We start from the raw sequence: 17,265 nt of genomic DNA on the forward strand, positions 1-17,265 counted from the left end.
CTTGTTTGCCATTGTGGTCCTCCTTCATGGTCAAAACCATACTTCAAGGTGGACCCGTTCAATGGGGGTGGATCAGACGGTCGGGTCGCGATAGAGTCCGAGGAAGGACATGGCGGTGGAGAGCACACCCGAGCGCTCGTTCTCCGACTTGTTCAGCACCTCACGCGCGGCCGAAGCCACGACCGGATGGACCCTCGGGTTCTCCGGCGTGCCGAGATGGTTGGTCGCCATCATCCGCCGCAGCGTCGCCGCGAAGGACCGGCGCGGATCGGACAGGAAGGTGGCGACTCGCGCCAGCGTCTTCTCCTCCTCGGCATAAAGCACGTGCAGGATGGCGCCGACCAGCAAGGCGTGACTGGTCTTTTCCCAATGGTTCCGGCGCTCGAGCGCACCCTCGGGATCGACCAGGATATCGGCGATGTTCTGGACGTCGCGCACCTCGTCCGGCCCCTTGCGTACCTCCAGCAGCGGATTGTAGCGGGCCGACCGCAGGTCGGTCGGGTTGAATAGCAGGCAATGCGAAAATTTCGCGCGCCAGCCAGCGGTCAACTGCCAGTTTTCGCCCTTGATGTCGTGGATGACGGCCGAGCCGGTCCAGGTGAGAAGGGTCGGGACGACGAGGCCGACGCCCTTGCCCGAGCGCGTCGGCGCGAAGGCCATGACATGCTCCGGTCCGTCATGGCGAAGATACTGGTCGGCGAACCTACCGAGGAACACGCCTGCCGGACGGAACAGGCCGGCCTTGCGAATCTCGCGCGGCAAGGCCCAGCGCGAGGAGCCATAGGTGGTGACGAGCCTGCTCTGCCGCGCGCGCCACAGTGAGCCGATAATCGCCGCCGCACAGCCCATGAAGCCGCTGCCCGCCGCCAGCATCCCGGCCTTGTCGAATACCTCCGGCGCATAGGCCTCGTAGAAATACCACCACTCGAACAGCTTCCACGGCTGATAGACCGGCCAGCCGAACAGGACGAACCAGGGGCTGCCAAGCTGCGCCTGATAGCCCAACATGTCGGCGCACCACTGCGTCGCCGCCCATACGCCGAGGATGACGATGGCGAAGACGACGGCGATCTGGCCGATCAGGAGCTTGGTGGGGGTCATGGGCGTCGTTCCGCTGCTTGAGACAAACGGAACGATAATCGAGCGATGCGACAGAAGCGCTTATGGTCTTTATATACGATGGAATGCGATCGACGTTCTACGATCAGGACAACCACTTGGCATAATGAGTCGCCTGCCAAACGAAGTATGCCGCCGAGGCCATGTGCACAACTCCCACAATAGGATCGACGGAGGAAGACCCCGCCACTACGACCCGAAAGAGCAGCAGCGTGCAGGCCATGTGGAAATGCCGAAAGACGGTTCTAAGACATAGGCCCCTACAAGAACGACATCGGACAATTAAGTGGCTATGTTGGTACCCTCCGCGCCAACGGCAATGCCGGCATCGGCCTTTCTTCGAACCGACAGCAGGACAGCACCCTTGCTGCTCGACGGCGCCATGCGCGGTCGTGCGTTTCCGACCAAGTCGAACAGGTCCTGGGACCGACGCTCAGGCCCGGCGAAACTATCGTCATGGACCTGTCTGGACGCCCCCGTTGATGCAAGAAGAATCTTTTCGAAGAGTTCGGAGCGTAGTCGGGTGCTGACATGTGTCCGGCCTCTGTTGCGGCTATCACACGCTGCGGGCCCGTATGGGGATTTCGCGGATTGGGCCAATACAATCTGGCGCGCTCGAGGTGCGCATCCATGATCTGGTTTTCCCGATCCCGTCTTATTGACCGTGGCGCCTTACTCTCCGTTCGACCTTCTCACACTTTCGCAGCCCGCTAGAGGAGCGGACTAACCTGCTACGACCGGCGTTCGATAGGTTCCGCTTTTAGAGCAGAATTCGTTCATGCTGCATCGTATCCGGCGGCGGCGATGTAATTGGCACATTCCTGCACTGTGAAGGTTGGGATCAGGCTGCCGATCCTGTCCCACAGGCCGTCGATGGTGCGCTCGGCTGCCTTCCTGAGCATTGCCTTGAGCTTCGAGAAGTCCGGGCTGTAGGGCGGAAGAAACAGCAACGGCGCTCCCGCTGTTTCGATCATCTGGCGAGTCCGCGGACCCTTATGGCTGGACAGATTGATGGGGTGGACGCCCCCTCAACCTGTCCAGCCATAAGCGCACCGCCGTGCGCCGGGCCATCGAACGGGCCGGCCTCCAAATGCACCTTTTCCAGGACTACAACTCCGACTTAAATCCAGTAGAAATAGCCTTCTCCACGCTAAAAGCATTCCCATAAAGAAGCATGCGCCGCGGCTCGTCAATGAGCTTTGGGACACTATTGCTCACGGCATCGACGCCATCTTTCTCGTCTATGTCTCCACTACCTCGCTGCTGCCGATTATGACTGGTGAGTGATCGAAAAATGCTTAGGTAAGAACGTTGCATCAAGATTCAACCGGTTCGCTCATTCAGCCGGGTCTAGTTGTTTTGGTCCCGCTAAACCTTTAGCCCCGCCCATCTGACCATGACACTCCCGGCCAGCATGCTCATGCCAATCGCGAGGAGTAGAGGACCAGCGAATTCCTCTGCAACAATGCTTGAGGTCGAGGAAACCGACAGCAGCATCAGGCTGAATTCTCCTCCGTGGGCCAGGATGATCCCAGTGCGCCATGAGCTCTGAAGCGACTCGCCGAACAGTCGGGCGACGACCAAAACGATCAGCGTCTTGCCCGCGAATATGATCGCGAGCCAGATCAGCACCACAGGCCATACAGATGGAATGATCCAAAGTGGCAATTGCGTTCCGATGCCGACAAAGAAAATCCCGACAAACAAATCGCGGAAGGGCCGAATCTCGTTCTCGACAGCATGGCGCGCGTCGCCCTCGCCGATGATCATGCCGGCCGCGATGCGGCGAGTGCCGGAGAAAGGCCGGCGGTGGCCGCGACAATCGCAGACCCTAGTGCAATGTTGAGCGCGAGAAGCTGGGCAAGTTCCGGATCGCCACGCGACGCTACCCAACGGGCCAGCAACTGCAACGGGCCACGGGCAATGAACAGAGCTGCAACCAATGCCGTTGCACTGGCGACGACCGTTATCACGCCATACCCTTCGGCGGCTCCACTCATCGAATCGTGCAGAAGCAGGAATGCGACAGCTGCCAAGTCTTGAAACAGAAGCACCGCAATGGCCAGGCGTCCTTGGGCCGATCCCAGAGCGTTCGCGCTTGCGAGCACCTTGAGGCACATGGCCGTGGATGACATGGCAACGGCCCCGCCGATGAGGATTGCGGGGACGGGCGCGAGATCGAAGATCAGACTCGCTGCCAACGACACCGTTATCGTCGTGACTGCAACCTGCACGGCTCCAAGACCGAAGACATGCTTCCTGAGCCTTACGAGCTTCTCGAACGAGAATTCCAGGCCAAGCGCGAACAGCAGCAGCACCACTCCGATCTCGCCAATGCTGCTAAGGGCAGCGCTCTCCGCAATCAGGCCGAGGCCGGCGGGTCCAATGACTATACCGGCAAGAATGTAACCGACAATGCTGGGCACGCCGATCCGTGAACATATCGTCACGAGCACGACCGCGGCAAAGACCAACAAGGCCGCACTTTCGACAAATCCGGTCACGCCATGCATGTTCTTCTCCTGATGGCATGGCGCAGGTAAGGCCAATACCTGTAAACTCTAGACGTGCAAGCGCGCCCACTGCGCTATCTGCGCGGCAGGCATTGCACCGCTCGTCCTCGCGATTTCCTTGCCGCTCCTGAACAGGATCATGGTGGGAATGCCGCGGATCCCGTAGCGGCCGGCAATCTGCTGTTCGGCCTCGGTGTCGAGCTTGCCCAGACGGACATGGGGTTCGAGCGAGCGCGCCGCCGCCTCGAACTGGGGCGCCATCATCTTGCATGGCCCGCACCACTCGGCCCAGAAATCGACCAGCAATGGCAGTTCGGCATTCGCATGACGGTCAAAATTAGCCGCTGTAAGCGTGACGGGCCTGCCTTGAAAGAGAGGCGCGCCGCAGCGTCCGCAATTGGGATTATCGGTCAGGCGCTCTTGCTGCACCCTGTTGGTGGAATTGCACTGCAGGCAAGCGACCGTGGGCATCCTGTATCCTTTCGTTGACGAGCTGGGCTCGGCGGCCGAATGATGCAAGCGTTCAGCGCGTGGATATGGCGCGGCGCGCTTCTCGCTGCCGCGGCTCGGGCAGGTATTCCACGCCACCGCCCTGGCGCCGAACCGGCTGCGGATAGAGCGTCATCAGCTCCAGTATTTCCTTGGGCATGTCCGTTCCAACGGGCAGGCCCATGTCGCGGGCCTCATCGGCAGAGATGGGATAGTCGTGGGTCCAGGTGCCCGTCGCCAGCTTCGCCGCCAGCGCCGCCGCGCGGTTCTCGTCCATCTTGTCGGACAGCAGACGTTTCGCGAATGCCTCGATCTGCGCAATGGCCTTGCGACCGACATCGGCCATGATCAGGGTCTGGTCGTCGATCTCGGCGATGGGCTTCTCGGCGACGACCTTGAGGAGCGAGGCAGCAGGCAACTGGCCAAGTTGCGGATCGACGGGTCCCAGCACGGAATGCTCGCACATCACGATCTCGTCGGCGGCAAGCGCGATCAACGTGCCGCCCGACATGGCGTAATGCGGCACGAACACGGTGACCTTGCCCTTGTGGCCCTGAATGGCCCGAGCAATCTGGGTTGCCGCCAGCACAAGGCCGCCCGGTGTATGCAGCACGATGTCGAGTGGCACTTCATCGTCGGTCATCTGGATCGCGCGCAGGACTTCCTCCGAGTCATTGACGTCGATGTAGCGCATCAGGGGGAATCCCAGCAGGTTCATCGTCTCCTGCCGATGGATCAGCAGGATGACGCGACTGGCACGCTTCTTCTCGATACTGGCGATCTTGCGTGCGCGCATCGCCTCAAGATATCTGCGCTGCAGAACCGGCTGCAGCGCCGAAATGATGAAGAACAGCCAAAACAGCTGCATTATGTCCATGGACCTTGTCCTCCTTCCCGTCGGCCATCCGGCAGAAAGCCATAGATGCCCTCGTCGCGATAATAGTGGCGATAGGCATCGGCGCGCCTTCGCAGGAGTGGCGTTACAAGCCAACCGGCGAGAAACCCGCCGATATGCGCCCACCAGGCGATCCCGCCCGTGGCCTGATCGCTGCCGAGCGACAGAAAGCCGGGAATGACCTGCATGAAAAACCAGATCATCGCGAAAATGACCGCGCGCACTTCGAAGAAGAGGGGAATGAACAGAATCGGCACGATCACCACCAGCCGAGCCGCCGGAAACATGCGTGCGTAGCAACCGATCACGCCCGCGATCGCCCCCGATGCGCCAAGCGCGGGAACGACTGAGTCGGGGTTCGCCAGCGCGTGAGCCAGTCCGGCCGCCACACCACAGAACAGATAGAACAGCGTGAATCTACGCGGTCCGAGCCGATCTTCGACGGCGGGGCCGAAGATCCAGAGCGTCCACATGTTCAAGATGAGGTGCAGCCAGCCCCCGTGCAGGAAGATGTTGGTCAGGAACGGGGTCCAGTCGGACGGGGCGACGAGGCTCAGTTGCCCGAAGAAGCGCGAGGGCACCAGCGCGAACTCGAACAGGAACCGGTCCAGCACGCGCGGAGGCAGGCTGATCTGATAGAGGAACGCGAGGACGTTCATGCCGATGACCGCCCATACGATGACGGGCGGGTAGCGGCGCGCGACGCTGTCAAGATAGGGAAACAAGCGGCAGATCCTCGCTCGCGCTAGACATTCCGTTCATTGTTCTTTCCCGGCTATCGTCACGCCCGTCCAGGCCGGGGGATCGGAGGCAGGGAAGGATTCGAGCGAGGCTTCGAGCACCGGATCGAATTCGGCCTGTTCTTGCGACGACAGGTCCACCGTGCCTTTCTCCTCGACCGCGCGCCGGAGGCGGTGATCCGTGCGACCGTGATCCACGCGGGACGGTATACGATAGGCTTCCGGCGCATCGGCTCCCTTGTAGAGCCGATGCCATTCCTCTCCCCGCCAGTGGTGCGGCGCACGTCGGTGAGTCGTGTCCTCGCGCACGAGGTAGCGCCAGTCCTGCCGCTCCGCGAATGCCACAGCGCTTTCGCGGTCGGGAAACTTCAGCCGGATCGGACGATAGGGATCGTCGCTGGAGGTATATCCCATCAGCGGCTCGATGTGGGGCGGGCGCGACGGCTCGAATTCCAATATCCAGTAGTTGGGCCGCGGCGCCGATGTCATCGCGGAACGTGCCGGCCGGTAAATGATCGCGGTCGGAACGTCCCATGATCTCATGTTGGTCCCGGGTATCTTCGGCGGAAAGGGTGGACGATTGTGACCGCGCATCATGGTGCTTCCCCTCGGTTATCCCCCAGAAAAGCGCGTTCCAGCCGGGCGCGATCCCGCAGGGGCTGTGGAATTCGCACCCTCCTCTGGTGAGCACTCTCAAAAAGCGCATGAGCGGTATCGGAAGACTGACCTGAGTCACGCAGTTTATCGCGAAGATAATTGCGAGCCGACTGGACGATCCGGGTCACGTCGTCTTCAGGAATGCCGAGAACCGAAGAGGCTTTCTCAAGCGGGGTGTCGTTCAGGTCGACAAGAAACAGGACCCTGCGCCATAGCGCCGGAAGACCGGCGATCGCCCGATGCAAGAACAGCGCGTCCTGCCGTTTAGCGACCGCCGTTTCGGGGTCGTCCACACCGTCGTCGGCGACGAGTTCCTCGAGCATCAGCACGTCGTCGGGCTGGTAGAACTCGAACATCTCCTCATCCGACTCAGTAGGCTCCCCGGCCAGCACCTCGGGCGCCACGTCGATCGGGGCGGCATCCTCGGGCACCGCGCGGCGCGCGGCCTGCGCCTCGGCCTCGATGGTCTCGAAGGCCAGTTGCGTCAGCCAGTCCCGGACGGAGAATTCGGTCGGCCGCCGCTCGAAGCGATCGAGCCCATTGAGGATCGTCGCATCGACGATATCGCGAACGGCAAGATAGCCCTGTGGTACCGATCCGCTGCATTCGAGATAGGTCAACTCACGCCTGACGGTGTCGTAGACCGTATCGAGATGATCCTCGATCAGGTCGAAGAAGAGTTGGCGCCGCTCCGCCTCCGCCGCATCCCGCGCGGGCGGCAGCGGGGCGCCGATCCGGCGCCGGCGGGCGGGACGCTTGTACTCCGGCTCGTGCTTGAGGCGCGCCACATGCCGATCGACTTGGCGGCGCAGGTCGGCAAAGGCCTTGCGCAGGACCGGCTCGATCTCGAACCCCTCTTCCTGCGCCGCGATCACGCCCGATGGCAGTTGCAAGCGCAAGCTGACTTTGATGCGCGTCTTGCCCCTCGTCTGGGAGGCGACGACTTCGAGCCGGACGAGATTCTCGCGGAAGCGTACAAGATGCGGTTCAAGTTGCCGCACCTCTTCCTCGATGACCTCAGGCGCGCGCTGTTGGCCGTGCCGGTCAAGATTGCGAAATGCTCTGATGACTTCCATGCCGTGTGACCTTGCTTGTCGCTTTTTGACGAGATGAGCCGGCGCGACCGTCATCGCGCCGGCCAGTCCTCCACGACGTCACCCGGTAGACTTATCGTCCTTGGACTGCTCCCTATCCTTGGTGTCGACCGGGACATCGGGTGTCGGAGCGTCCGCCTTGTTTTCGGCAGCTTCGCTGGACTCGTCGATCCCGGCCTCGGCCTGATCGTCCGGGCTATTGTCACCGGTGTCCTTTGCGATCTTTTCGAACACGACCTTCTGTTCGTCCGCTGACCAAGCGACGCGGACCTTGTCACCATCCTCGATCCGCCCGGAGAGCATTTCGCGGGCCAACTCGGTCTCCAACTCCGACCGGATCAGCCGGCGCAGCTCGCGGGCGCCGAATTCGGGACGGAAGCCGACCGCGCCGAAGTGATCCACGACGCTCACGTCGAATTCGAGTTCGACCCCCTGCCCCAGTGCAGTCCGCTTCACCCGGTTCAGCTGCAACTCGACGATCTGGCGGATCTCGGTCTGGTTCAGCGAATGGAAAACGATGATCTCGTCGATCCGGTTGATGAACTCTGGCCGGAAATGACCGCGCAGCACGTCCATCAGTTCGGACTTCTGCTTTGCCTCGTCGAACTCCTTGGTGCCGCGCTTCTTGAGGTTGCGCTGGATGATGTCCGAACCGAGGTTCGAGGTGGCGATGATGATGGTGTTGGTGAAGTCCACCACGCGGCCCTTGCCATCTGTCAGGCGGCCATCGTCGAACACCTGAAGTAGGATGTTGTATACATCCGGATGCGCCTTCTCGATTTCGTCGAGGAGCACGACCGAGTAGGGCCGACGCCGCACCTTCTCCGTCAGTTGCCCGCCTTCGTCGTATCCGACGTAGCCCGGAGGCGCGCCAACCAGCCGGGCAACCGAGTGGCGCTCGCCATACTCCGACATGTCGATGCGGATCATCGCATCCTGGTCGCCGAAGATCACCTCGGCGAGCGTCTTGGCCAGTTCCGTCTTGCCAACCCCGGTCGGCCCGAGGAACAGGAAGGTCGCAGTCGGACCGGAGCCTTCGCGCAGACCCGCACGCGCCAGGCGCACCGCATCGGCCACGGCGCGGATCGCTTCTTCCTGGCCGATGACGCGCTCGTGTAGCTTCTCCTCGAGCTTGAGGAGCTTGTCCTTCTCCTCGGTGGTCAGCTCGGTGACCGGAACGCCGGTGATCTTCGAGACGATCTGCGCGACATGATCGGCGCGCACCTCGGCGGTCGCCGAAGCCTGGTCGCGCTTCCAAATCTCCAGAAGCTCGTCCAGCTCCTTCTGCTTCTGTTCGAGTTCCCTCTTCAATTCCGCTGCCCGGTCGAATTGCTTGCGGGCTGCGGCATAGTCCTGCTCGCGCTTGATCTGCGCGACCTCGGCCTCTAGCTCCTGGACGTCCACGGGGCGCGCTGTGGCGCTGATCTTCACACGTGCGGCGGCCTGATCGATCAGGTCGATCGCCTTGTCAGGCATGAAGCGGCCAGTGATGTAGCGGTCCGAAAGCTCGGCCGCCGCGACGATGGCCTCGTCGGTGATCGTCACCTTGTGGTGCGCCTCCAGCGTGTCGCGCAGGCCGCGCAGGATCATGATGACCTGAGCGACCGTGGGTTCCTCGACATAGACCGGCTGGAAGCGGCGTTCGAGCGCTGCGTCCTTCTCGATGTATTTCTGGTATTCGTTGAGCGTCGTCGCGCCGATCAGGTTCAGCTCGCCCCGCGCCAGCGCCGGCTTGAAGGTGTTGGCGATGTCTAGACCGCCTTCGCCACCGCCCTGACCGGCGCCGACGATGGTATGGATCTCGTCGATGAACAGGATCAGACTGTCCTTCTCCTCGGTGATCTCCTTGAGGATCTTCTGCACCCGCTCCTCGAACTCGCCGCGATACTTCGACCCGGCCACCATCGAGTTGATGTTGAGTTCGACCAGCCGCTTGTCGCGCAGCGCCTCGGGCACTTCGCCCGCGACGATCCGTTGTGCGAGTCCCTCGACGATGGCGGTCTTGCCTACGCCCGGCTCGCCGATCAGCACCGGGTTGTTCTTCTTGCGCCGGGCCAGCACTTCAATCGTCGTCTCGATCTCGCGGGCGCGGCCGATGACGGGATCGAGCTTGCCCTCGCGGGCGAGCTTCGTCAGGTCACGGCTGAACTGGTCGAGATCGGGCGTGCTGGACGGCGCCTCCACCCGGCCTTCCTCGGCGCCCTTGCCAACGACCTTGGTCACCTGCTGGCGCAGCGCTTGCGGCGTGAGGCCGTACTTGCGCAGGACCGACGCGGCCAGGCCTTCACCTTCCTCGGCAAGGCCGATCAGCAGGTGCTCGGGACCGACATAGGAATGGCCGAGTTCGTTCGAGGCGATGAAGGCCCGGTTCAGCGCGTCCTTCAGGCGAGGACTGACGCCGATTTCGCCCTCCGTCCTGGCCTCTCCACGCTTCGCTTCTTTCTCGACCTGGCGCTGCAGGTCGTCCACATCGACCTTGAACTGTTCCAGGATTGTTTTGACGACGTCGGACGAGGTCAGTGCCAGAAGCAGATGTTCGGTATCGACCTCGCTGCGTCCGAATTCTCCTGCCTTCTGTGCGGCATCCTGCAACAGCTTGTTGCCCTGTTCGCTCAGTCGATCGGCGATATTGCGCCCGCCGCCGCCGCGCCGCGATCCGCGTCGTGGCGCGCCCTCGCCGAAAGTGGCCGCGACGACATCGTCATCGCCGTCACCCATGGCGCCGAGCGTGCCGCCCCGCAACGGGCTGTCACCAAAGAGGCTGCCGAAACCACTATCGCCAAAGAATTCGTCAAAAAGGGAATGCCGTCCGAACAGCGCTTCCAACGGCGACGCGCTGCGGCCCGACCGGCGCACCATCTCGCGGTAATGCTGATCGCACAGCTCCATGTTCTGAACCCTGCCGTTCACCGAGGCGCGCACGCGCGCCGTCGCCGGGCGACCGCAAATATCGCAAGCTTCGTTTGCCATTGGTCTTCTCCGTTTCTTTATCCAGTCAGGGTTGTTCGCCGATCATCTGCGCCAGTGACAGTGTCACGCAGCGACCGCTTCCGTTCTTTTCACCTTGGACCCAATTGCCACCAGATCGGGCTCGTCCAGTGTCTCTCGTTGCAGGAGATCCTGCGCCGATTGCTCGAGAAGATCCCGATTGCTTTCAAGAAGGGTGAGGGTGCGCTTGAACACGCCATCCACGATGTCGCGCACCTTTAGGTCCATTCGCTCGGCCGTGGCCTCGCTGTAGCGGCGGTTGAGCCAGGACGCCTGATCGCCGGTGCCGAGAAAGCCGGGCCGATCGGTGTCGTAGCTGACATGCCCGAGGTCTTCGTCCATCCCGTACCGTGCGATCATGGCGCGGGCGATATCGGTGGCCTTGACCAGATCGTCCGCCGCCCCGGTCGAGAGGTGGTCGTAGATGATCTTCTCGGCCGCGCGCCCGCCGAGCAGCACGGCGATCTTGTTCTCGAGTTCCTCGCGCGTCATCAGGAAGCGGTCCTCGGTCGGGCGCTGGATCGTGTAGCCGAGCGCGCCAATCCCGCGCGGGATGATCGAGACCTTGTGCACCGGATCCACCCCCGGCAGAACCATCGCCACCAGCGCGTGCCCCATCTCGTGATGCGCCACGATCTCGCGTTCGCGCGGGTTCAGAACGCGGTTCTTCTTTTCCAACCCGGCGATGATGCGTTCCACGGCATTGTTGAAGTCGTCCATCGTCACCGCATCTGCCTTGCGGCGCGTGGCGAGCAATGCTGCCTCGTTGACGAGATTGGCAAGATCCGCTCCGGAAAAGCCGGGAGTAAGCGCTGCGACCTTATCGGCATCGACGTCCGGGGCGAGCTTCACCTTTTTCATGTGAACGCCAAGAATCTGCACGCGTCCCTTCTTGTCGGGCCGATCCACCAACACCTGCCGGTCGAAGCGGCCCGCGCGGAGAAGCGCGGGGTCGAGGATCTCGGGCCGGTTGGTGGCGGCCAGGAGCACGATGCCCACCGAAGGGTCGAAGCCGTCGAGCTCGGTCAGAAGCTGGTTCAGCGTCTGCTCACGCTCATCATGGCCACCGGCGATCTGGCCGGAGGAGCGCGCCCTCCCAAGAGCGTCGAGTTCGTCGATGAAGATGATCGCCGGGGCGGATTTCCGGGCCTGCTCGAACAGGTCGCGCACCCGTGCGGCACCGACGCCCACGAACATCTCGACGAACTCTGATCCCGAGATCGAAAAGAAGGTCACGCCCGCCTCACCCGCCACCGCGCGCGCGAGAAGCGTCTTGCCGGTGCCCGGCGGCCCAACGAGCAATATGCCTTTGGGGATATGTGCGCCCAGCTTTCCGTATTCGGCCGGGTTCCTGAGGAACTCCACGACCTCCTCCAACTCGGCCTTGGCCTCGTCCACGCCGGCCACGTCAGCGAAACTGACGCCGGTTTCCTTTTCCATGTAAACTTTGGCCCTACTGCGGCCGACCTGCATGAACCCGCCGAAACCCTGCTTGTCGGCGAACTTGCGGAACAGCAGCATCCAGATTCCGAAGAAGACAAGCGCTGGCGCCACCCAGGAAATCAGCGTGCCGAGAAAAGTGTTTTGCGGAACGCCAGTGATCTCGACCCCAGAGCGGTCGATGCGCTCGAGGATCGCGGGATCGACGACCGTCGTGACGAACTGGGTCTTGCCGTCGACGGGTTCGGTGAAGGTTCCGGTTATGGTGTCTGACCCCACCGCGACCGAGGCGACCCTGCCGTCCTCGAGATAGGTTTCGAATTGGCTGTAGCTGATGGGAGCCACGGATTGCCAGCCGTCGATCAGGTTCTGGATGAATAACACGGCTATGAAAGCCACCACCCAGTACCAGATGTTGTATTCTGTCTTCTTTTCCATACCGCTTTTCCTTTTCCCTAGCGCCCGAGCCGCGCCCTGATCCGCTCGAGCAGCGCCAGCAGAATGCGCCTTTCGTCCGCCGACAGATCCTGCAGGATTTCATCTTCGAGCGCCGATTGCCGCGGCGCGAGTTCCTCCAGCATCGCCCTGGCCTTTGGCGTTGCCGTGACGATCTGCGCCCGTCGGTCGTCGGGTGACGCCCACCGCTCTACCCAACCGCCCTGTACCATGCGATCGACGAGCTGGCCCGCAGTGGCCCGGCCCACCTCCAGCCGCCTGGCCAGATCGCCGATGGTCAGCCCGGGCGAATCCTCGACATGTGCCGCCGCCATCCAGGACAGGCGGGTCAGGCCGCTGTCGCCGATCTCGTTGTCGATCCGCTGCTGGATGAGCTGCGCGACCCGGTGGATCGTCGTCCCGATCAGGGCAAGATCAGAAGTGATCAAGGGTATCTTTCCTCCATCTGCATGAGAAGCAGGATAGACTGCGGTCCACCCAAAGTGCAATGCAAGCATCGTATATGCTTGCATAATAATTGGAACCGCCTATCTTGATGGACGGTCTCCGAACCGACATCCGGCCGGCCCGGTTGCCCGGCCGGACCATGCTGCCGGTTTGGGGTGTCGATCAGCAACAGGAGGCCAGCAATGCCCTATCCGACATATCTGCGCCGCAGCGATCCCTTTGCGCTGATGCGCTCCATGATGCGCGATCTCGACCGCGGTTTCTGGCCGTCGCCATCTCGCGCGGCATTCCCGGCAGTGAATGTCTGGCAGGGTGCGGAAGCCGTCGCCGTTACTACCGAACTCCCTGGCATTGAGCCGGGCGATATCGAGATCGCGGTCAAGGACAACGTCCTGACGCTGTCGGGCGAACGCAAGGCGCCCGAGGTTCCCGAAGGTGCGCGCTGGCACCGCAACGAACGCGGTTACGGCAGGTTTTCACGCGCTATCCGCCTGCCATTCACGGCCTCGGATGACAAGGTCGAGGCGAGGATGACGAACGGCGTATTGCGGATCGTCATCTCCCGGCCCGAGGCAGAAAAGCCAAAGAAAATCGAGATCAAGGCAGCCTGAGAGGAGCTGGAACGATGAGCACCGACATCACGCAAGCCACCGAAATGACGCCGACCGACGCGCCCGAGACCGCCGGCGGCGGCCGCATCTACCGCCCGCTGACCGATATCGTCGAGACCGATCAGGGTGTCTCCATGATGCTCGAAATGCCTGGGGTCGCCGCCGATGCGGTCGAAATCACACTCGAAAACCGCGTGCTGACGATCCGCGGCAAGGTTGAGCCGATGCGGCCAGAAAACCTGGAACTTGCCTATGCCGAATATGGCGAGGGTGATTTCGAAAGGGCCTTCGCGCTTTCCGAGGATTTCGACCCCGACAGGATCGAGGCCGAGATGCGCGGAGGCGTCCTCACCCTGACGCTCCCCCGAGCCCCTGAAGCGCAGCCGAAAAGGATCGCCGTCAAGGGCGCCTGAAAACCGAAGGAGACACCATCATGCAGATCAAGGACCTGATCCCCTGGGCGCGCAAGGACGGCGCGCCAGACGCCAAGAGCAGCGAAGACAACCCGATCGCGACGCTCCAGCGCGAAATGAACCATGTGTTCGAGAACTTCTGGAACCGGGTCGGTCAGTTCGAATGGCCCTGGGGCAGCGGCGAAGCCAAATCCGACATGGTTGAGACCGACAAGGGGATCGAAGTGTCGATCGAGCTGCCGGGCATGGAGGTGAAGGACATCGAGGTGACGGTCAACGATGACATGTTGACTGTGAAGGGGGAGAAGAAGATCGAGCGCCAGGAGGAGAAGAAGGGATACTATCTCTCCGAGCGCAGCTACGGCGCGATCTACCGGACAATTCCGCTCCCCCCCGGTGTGGATGGCGAAAAGGCGCAAGCATCCTTCAAGAACGGGGTTCTGACGATCAAGCTGCCCCAGACTCCCGAGGCGCAGGCCAAGGTCAAGCGCATCGAGGTCAAGAACGGCTGATTTGCCACATTGGGTGTCGCCGGTTTGCGGCGTCCCCTCCGCTCCGTGCGATATCGCACCGTCTGGCGAAGCCCCGGGGAGCTTGTCTCTCCGGGGCGGCTTTCAAGGGCCAATCATGAAAGACTTGCAACGATCCGGGCTGACCCGTGAACAATGGTCGGCGATGACGCTCTACGAGAAGTTCGAGCAAGTTGTCATCTTCGTCCTCAGCGTCATCATTGCGGCGATCGTCGTGGCGTCGGTCTGGGCGCTGATGCGCGAAGTCGTGAACCGCTTGGTTCTGGGGGCATTCGACACTCTCGATTACGCCACCTTCCAGGTGGTGTTCGGCATGATCTTCACCGTGGTGATCGCGCTCGAGTTCAAGCGCTCCCTTCTTGTTGCGACCGAACGCAGCTTCGGGATCCTCCAGGTCCGCACGATCGTGCTGATCGCGCTCCTCGCCATCGCGCGCAAATTCATCATCCTGGACCTCGGCGAGACGGAACCATCCAGGATTGCCGCACTCGCGGGCGCGGCGCTTGCGCTCGGGGTTGTCCATTGGCTCGTGCGCGATCAGGACCGACGCGAACAGCCCCCTACTGAAAATGCAGATGGCGGTCAATGAACCGAACCTTTTTCATTCGACTTGTTTCAGCAACCTCTGCCGCGCTCCTTATCATAATTGTGTGGCAGAGCTTTCCTATCATTCAGGGCGTTGTGCTCGGTCGGTTTGCCGAACCGCGCGCCGTGGCTCCGCGCGGCGACCTGGCGGCGTTTGAACAAAGCACCATCACGGTATTCAACGCCGCTCGAGACAGTGTCGTCTTCATCACGACGGCCGAGCGTGTAGTCGATCCCTGGACCCGGAATGCCTATGACGTTCCGCGCGGGAACGGTTCAGGATTCGTCTGGGACGAACTCGGTCATGTGGTGACGAACAATCATGTTATCGCCGGCGCGAGCCGGGCAGTCGTCAGGCTGGCTGATGGCCGTGCCTTCTCCGCGCGCCTGGTGGGACGCGCACCCGAGCACGATCTGGCAGTCCTGCATATCGGCGTAGGTTCCGACCGGCCACCGTCAATCCCCATCGGCACCAGCAACGAGTTGCGTGTCGGTCAGAGCGTGTTCGCCATCGGCAATCCGTTTGGCTTGGACTGGACGATGACGACCGGAATTGTCTCGGCTCTCGGCCGCGAATTGCCGGGAGAAGGCAGTCTCCCGATACGTGGCCTGATCCAGACGGACGCAGCAATTAACCCCGGAAATTCCGGTGGCGCTCTGATTGACAGCGCGGGGCGTCTGATCGGCGTCAACACGGCGATTTTCAGTCCATCCGGCGGCAGTGCGGGAATCGGCTTTGCGGTTCCCGTCGATACGGTCAACCGGGTGGTGCCACAGCTCATCGCTCGCGGCAGCTATGCACCACCACGACTCGGCATCTTATTCGATCCCAGGGTCGACGCGATGCTCGCGCAGGATGGCTCCTCCGGCGTCATGGTCCTCGGAGTCGATCCTGACGGCCCCGCTGCCCGCGCGGGACTGGTCCCCGCCCGCATTAGCGGCGATGGGTTCATTGTAGCCGGCGACCGGATAATCGGCCTTGGAGCGACTAGAGTTGATGAAGCGGCTGACCTGATCGCGGCGCTCGAAGCGCATCGCCCCGGGGATCAGGTTGAATTGCACCTCCGGCGCGGCGATCAACACAAGAGCCTCAGGATCACACTTGGCGAACCGCGATAGGAGCCGGAAATGCCTGCTGTCTCGACGAGGCATCGATTTATCAATCTCGTCCAATCCGCGCTCTTGCTTGGCCTTATGGCGATGATCGCCTGGGTGTCCATGACAGCGGTCGTCGGCGCGGAGGTCGGGCTGCTGCTTGCCTTCGGAATGGTTGCGGGTCTGATTTTTGCCCCCAATCTGCCGCAAGACTTCTTGCTGTCCGCATATCAGGCGGAGCGCATAACGGGACGTGATGCGCCCGGCCTTGTCGCAGGAATAGCGGAACTTGCGCGACGTGCCGATTTGCCGCGCGCGCCGAAGCTCTATCGCGTATCGAGCCCGTTGCCGAACGCCTTCGCGATGGGCAGTCCGGAAGACAGTACAATCTGCGTCACCGATGGACTGCTTCAACTCCTCGACGGTCGCGAACTCGTCGGCGTCCTGGCTCACGAAGTTGGCCACATCGCGAACCGCGACCTGTGGATCATGGGATTGGCAGATATGATGTCACGGCTGGTTTCCATCGCGAGTTGGCTTGGACAATTCCTGCTGCTCCTCAACCTACCTCTTATTTTCGCGGGCGCGGTCTATGTTCCGTGGCATATCGTGGCGCTTCTCATCTTCGCGCCCACCTTGATGGCGCTCGTGCAGCTCGGCCTGTCGCGCACCCGCGAGTATGACGCAGATCGCGCGGCGGCAGAGCTGACTGGCGACCCGGAGGGTCTCATGAGAGCGCTGAGCAAACTCGAACGTCGTGTCGGAAGGTTCTGGGAAGAAATTTTTCTTCCCGGCCGGCGCATTCCCGAGCCGTCTCTCTTGCGAACGCATCCAAGCACAGAAAGTCGGATCGCCAGGCTGCGTGAACTCACCGCCTTGGCAACACCGCAGTATCCGACAATTGCGGGCATGTCTTATAAACCACGGCTACCCTCGTTCTTGCCGCCCAAATTCCGTCGATATGGATTTTATTGGTAGAACGCGCTTGGCATTTTACCACCAAAGTTTGCTCCTGACGAGATTGCGGTATCTTTCAAGCGCGAAACCAGCCAGAAGTTTCAATCGAATTTTGGCTCGCCTGAAAACTTCTTGCGGCAAATCTTGGTGTTTGATCCCGGTGACCTGCCCCCAAGAAACTGGGCCATTCAAAAGGAGAGCTTGTTCTCTTAATGTTCGAAGCAACAAGGAGAACA

Annotated in this window: 17 protein-coding genes and 2 pseudogenes; 6 read left to right on the forward strand and 13 right to left on the reverse strand. The window is 61.8% G+C overall.

Translation table 11 applies throughout. The annotated features are described in order from the left end of the window. Nucleotides 1-75: 75 nt before the first annotated feature. The 12 genes and pseudogenes from NYR58_RS19015 to NYR58_RS19070 form a co-directional block, all read right to left on the reverse strand. Nucleotides 76-1,101 (reverse strand): annotated as a pseudogene (locus NYR58_RS19015) (type IV secretory system conjugative DNA transfer family protein); the annotation flags it as partial. 794 nt (nt 1,102-1,895) lie between these two features. Continuing rightward, nucleotides 1,896-2,129, reverse strand: a pseudogene (locus NYR58_RS19020) (transposase); the annotation flags it as partial. 358 nt (nt 2,130-2,487) lie between these two features. After that, entirely contained in the window at nt 2,488-2,889 is a 402-nt protein-coding gene (locus tag NYR58_RS19025; RefSeq protein ID WP_261522730.1) for a cation:proton antiporter, read from the reverse strand. Then, nucleotides 2,886-3,632: a cation:proton antiporter domain-containing protein gene (locus NYR58_RS19030; RefSeq protein WP_261522731.1), complete on the reverse strand. Its 747-nt coding sequence runs from the start codon at nt 3,630-3,632 to the stop codon at nt 2,886-2,888. The genes NYR58_RS19025 and NYR58_RS19030 overlap by 4 nt, the downstream gene beginning before the upstream one ends. A 48-nt stretch (nt 3,633-3,680) precedes the next feature. After that, nucleotides 3,681-4,103, reverse strand: coding sequence for a thioredoxin TrxC (gene trxC / locus NYR58_RS19035; RefSeq protein WP_261522732.1), 423 nt, complete (start codon nt 4,101-4,103; stop codon nt 3,681-3,683). A 52-nt stretch (nt 4,104-4,155) separates the two neighbouring features. Beyond that, on the reverse strand, nt 4,156-4,998 hold the full coding sequence (locus tag NYR58_RS19040; RefSeq protein ID WP_028035865.1) for an SDH family Clp fold serine proteinase: 843 nt from the start codon (nt 4,996-4,998) through the stop codon (nt 4,156-4,158). Next, nucleotides 4,989-5,741, reverse strand: coding sequence for a rhomboid family intramembrane serine protease (locus tag NYR58_RS19045; RefSeq protein ID WP_261522733.1), 753 nt, complete (start codon nt 5,739-5,741; stop codon nt 4,989-4,991). The genes NYR58_RS19040 and NYR58_RS19045 overlap by 10 nt, the downstream gene beginning before the upstream one ends. A 33-nt stretch (nt 5,742-5,774) precedes the next feature. After that, on the reverse strand, nt 5,775-6,353 hold the full coding sequence (locus NYR58_RS19050) for an NADH dehydrogenase ubiquinone Fe-S protein 4 (RefSeq protein WP_086466671.1): 579 nt from the start codon (nt 6,351-6,353) through the stop codon (nt 5,775-5,777). Then, nucleotides 6,350-7,489 carry an HPF/RaiA family ribosome-associated protein gene (locus NYR58_RS19055; RefSeq protein WP_261522734.1) on the reverse strand — a complete coding sequence of 380 codons (1,140 nt, stop codon included), beginning with the start codon at nt 7,487-7,489 and terminating at the stop codon, nt 6,350-6,352. Before NYR58_RS19055 ends, NYR58_RS19050 begins: the two co-directional genes overlap by 4 nt. Before the next feature lie 78 nt (nt 7,490-7,567). Continuing rightward, nucleotides 7,568-10,477, reverse strand: a complete 2,910-nt coding sequence (locus NYR58_RS19060) for an ATP-dependent Clp protease ATP-binding subunit (RefSeq protein WP_261522735.1) — start codon at nt 10,475-10,477, stop codon at nt 7,568-7,570. Nucleotides 10,478-10,540: 63 nt separating this feature from the next. Beyond that, entirely contained in the window at nt 10,541-12,373 is a 1,833-nt protein-coding gene (gene ftsH, locus NYR58_RS19065; RefSeq protein ID WP_261522736.1) for an ATP-dependent zinc metalloprotease FtsH, read from the reverse strand. A 17-nt stretch (nt 12,374-12,390) separates the two neighbouring features. Next, on the reverse strand, nt 12,391-12,819 hold the full coding sequence (locus tag NYR58_RS19070; protein ID WP_261522737.1) for a MarR family winged helix-turn-helix transcriptional regulator: 429 nt from the start codon (nt 12,817-12,819) through the stop codon (nt 12,391-12,393). A gap of 201 nt (nt 12,820-13,020) precedes the next feature. Between NYR58_RS19070 and NYR58_RS19075 the strand changes: the two genes are divergently transcribed. The 6 genes from NYR58_RS19075 to NYR58_RS19100 all read left to right on the forward strand — a co-directional run bounded on the left by NYR58_RS19075 (nt 13,021) and on the right by NYR58_RS19100 (nt 17,050). Further along, entirely contained in the window at nt 13,021-13,449 is a 429-nt protein-coding gene (locus NYR58_RS19075; RefSeq protein ID WP_261522738.1) for an Hsp20/alpha crystallin family protein, read from the forward strand. A gap of 14 nt (nt 13,450-13,463) precedes the next feature. Continuing rightward, nucleotides 13,464-13,862: an Hsp20/alpha crystallin family protein gene (locus NYR58_RS19080; RefSeq protein WP_261522739.1), complete on the forward strand. Its 399-nt coding sequence runs from the start codon at nt 13,464-13,466 to the stop codon at nt 13,860-13,862. 20 nt (nt 13,863-13,882) lie between these two features. Next, nucleotides 13,883-14,374, forward strand: a complete 492-nt coding sequence (locus NYR58_RS19085; protein ID WP_261522740.1) for an Hsp20/alpha crystallin family protein — start codon at nt 13,883-13,885, stop codon at nt 14,372-14,374. Nucleotides 14,375-14,537: 163 nt separating this feature from the next. After that, the gene (locus NYR58_RS19090; RefSeq protein WP_446681815.1) at nt 14,538-14,981 is read left to right on the forward strand and encodes a phosphate-starvation-inducible PsiE family protein; all 444 of its coding nucleotides are present in this window, start codon (nt 14,538-14,540) and stop codon (nt 14,979-14,981) included. Continuing rightward, complete coding sequence (locus tag NYR58_RS19095; RefSeq protein ID WP_261522742.1) at nt 14,978-16,096, forward strand: S1C family serine protease; 1,119 nt, start codon at nt 14,978-14,980, stop codon at nt 16,094-16,096. The genes NYR58_RS19090 and NYR58_RS19095 overlap by 4 nt, the downstream gene beginning before the upstream one ends. Nucleotides 16,097-16,105: 9 nt before the next feature. Then, entirely contained in the window at nt 16,106-17,050 is a 945-nt protein-coding gene (locus tag NYR58_RS19100) for a zinc metalloprotease HtpX (protein WP_086466659.1), read from the forward strand. Between the two features lie 15 nt (nt 17,051-17,065). On the opposite strand, the gene NYR58_RS19105 is transcribed toward NYR58_RS19100, so the two are convergent. Next, nucleotides 17,066-17,265 (reverse strand): hypothetical protein (locus tag NYR58_RS19105; protein ID WP_261522743.1); only part of this gene is annotated, 200 nt, incomplete at its 5' end.

The sequence above is a fragment of the Chelativorans intermedius genome (assembly GCF_025398255.1).
Lineage (GTDB): Bacteria > Pseudomonadota > Alphaproteobacteria > Rhizobiales > Rhizobiaceae > Chelativorans > Chelativorans intermedius.

Bases quoted from the DNA above. Each gene is read 5' to 3' on its own strand.
- NYR58_RS19090 (WP_446681815.1), top strand. From the start codon at position 14,538: ATGACGCTCTACGAGAAGTTCGAGCAAGTTGTCATCTTCGTCCTCAGC.
- NYR58_RS19095 (WP_261522742.1), top strand. From the start codon at position 14,978: ATGAACCGAACCTTTTTCATTCGACTTGTTTCAGCAACCTCTGCCGCG.
- NYR58_RS19080 (WP_261522739.1), top strand. From the start codon at position 13,464: ATGAGCACCGACATCACGCAAGCCACCGAAATGACGCCGACCGACGCG.
- trxC (WP_261522732.1), bottom strand. From the start codon at position 4,103: ATGCCCACGGTCGCTTGCCTGCAGTGCAATTCCACCAACAGGGTGCAG.
- NYR58_RS19030 (WP_261522731.1), bottom strand. From the start codon at position 3,632: ATGCATGGCGTGACCGGATTTGTCGAAAGTGCGGCCTTGTTGGTCTTT.
- ftsH (WP_261522736.1), bottom strand. From the start codon at position 12,373: ATGGAAAAGAAGACAGAATACAACATCTGGTACTGGGTGGTGGCTTTC.
- NYR58_RS19100 (WP_086466659.1), top strand. From the start codon at position 16,106: ATGCCTGCTGTCTCGACGAGGCATCGATTTATCAATCTCGTCCAATCC.
- NYR58_RS19085 (WP_261522740.1), top strand. From the start codon at position 13,883: ATGCAGATCAAGGACCTGATCCCCTGGGCGCGCAAGGACGGCGCGCCA.
- NYR58_RS19050 (WP_086466671.1), bottom strand. From the start codon at position 6,353: ATGATGCGCGGTCACAATCGTCCACCCTTTCCGCCGAAGATACCCGGG.
- NYR58_RS19060 (WP_261522735.1), bottom strand. From the start codon at position 10,477: ATGGCAAACGAAGCTTGCGATATTTGCGGTCGCCCGGCGACGGCGCGC.
- NYR58_RS19075 (WP_261522738.1), top strand. From the start codon at position 13,021: ATGCCCTATCCGACATATCTGCGCCGCAGCGATCCCTTTGCGCTGATG.
- NYR58_RS19055 (WP_261522734.1), bottom strand. From the start codon at position 7,489: ATGGAAGTCATCAGAGCATTTCGCAATCTTGACCGGCACGGCCAACAG.
- NYR58_RS19025 (WP_261522730.1), bottom strand. From the start codon at position 2,889: ATGATCATCGGCGAGGGCGACGCGCGCCATGCTGTCGAGAACGAGATT.
- NYR58_RS19040 (WP_028035865.1), bottom strand. From the start codon at position 4,998: ATGGACATAATGCAGCTGTTTTGGCTGTTCTTCATCATTTCGGCGCTG.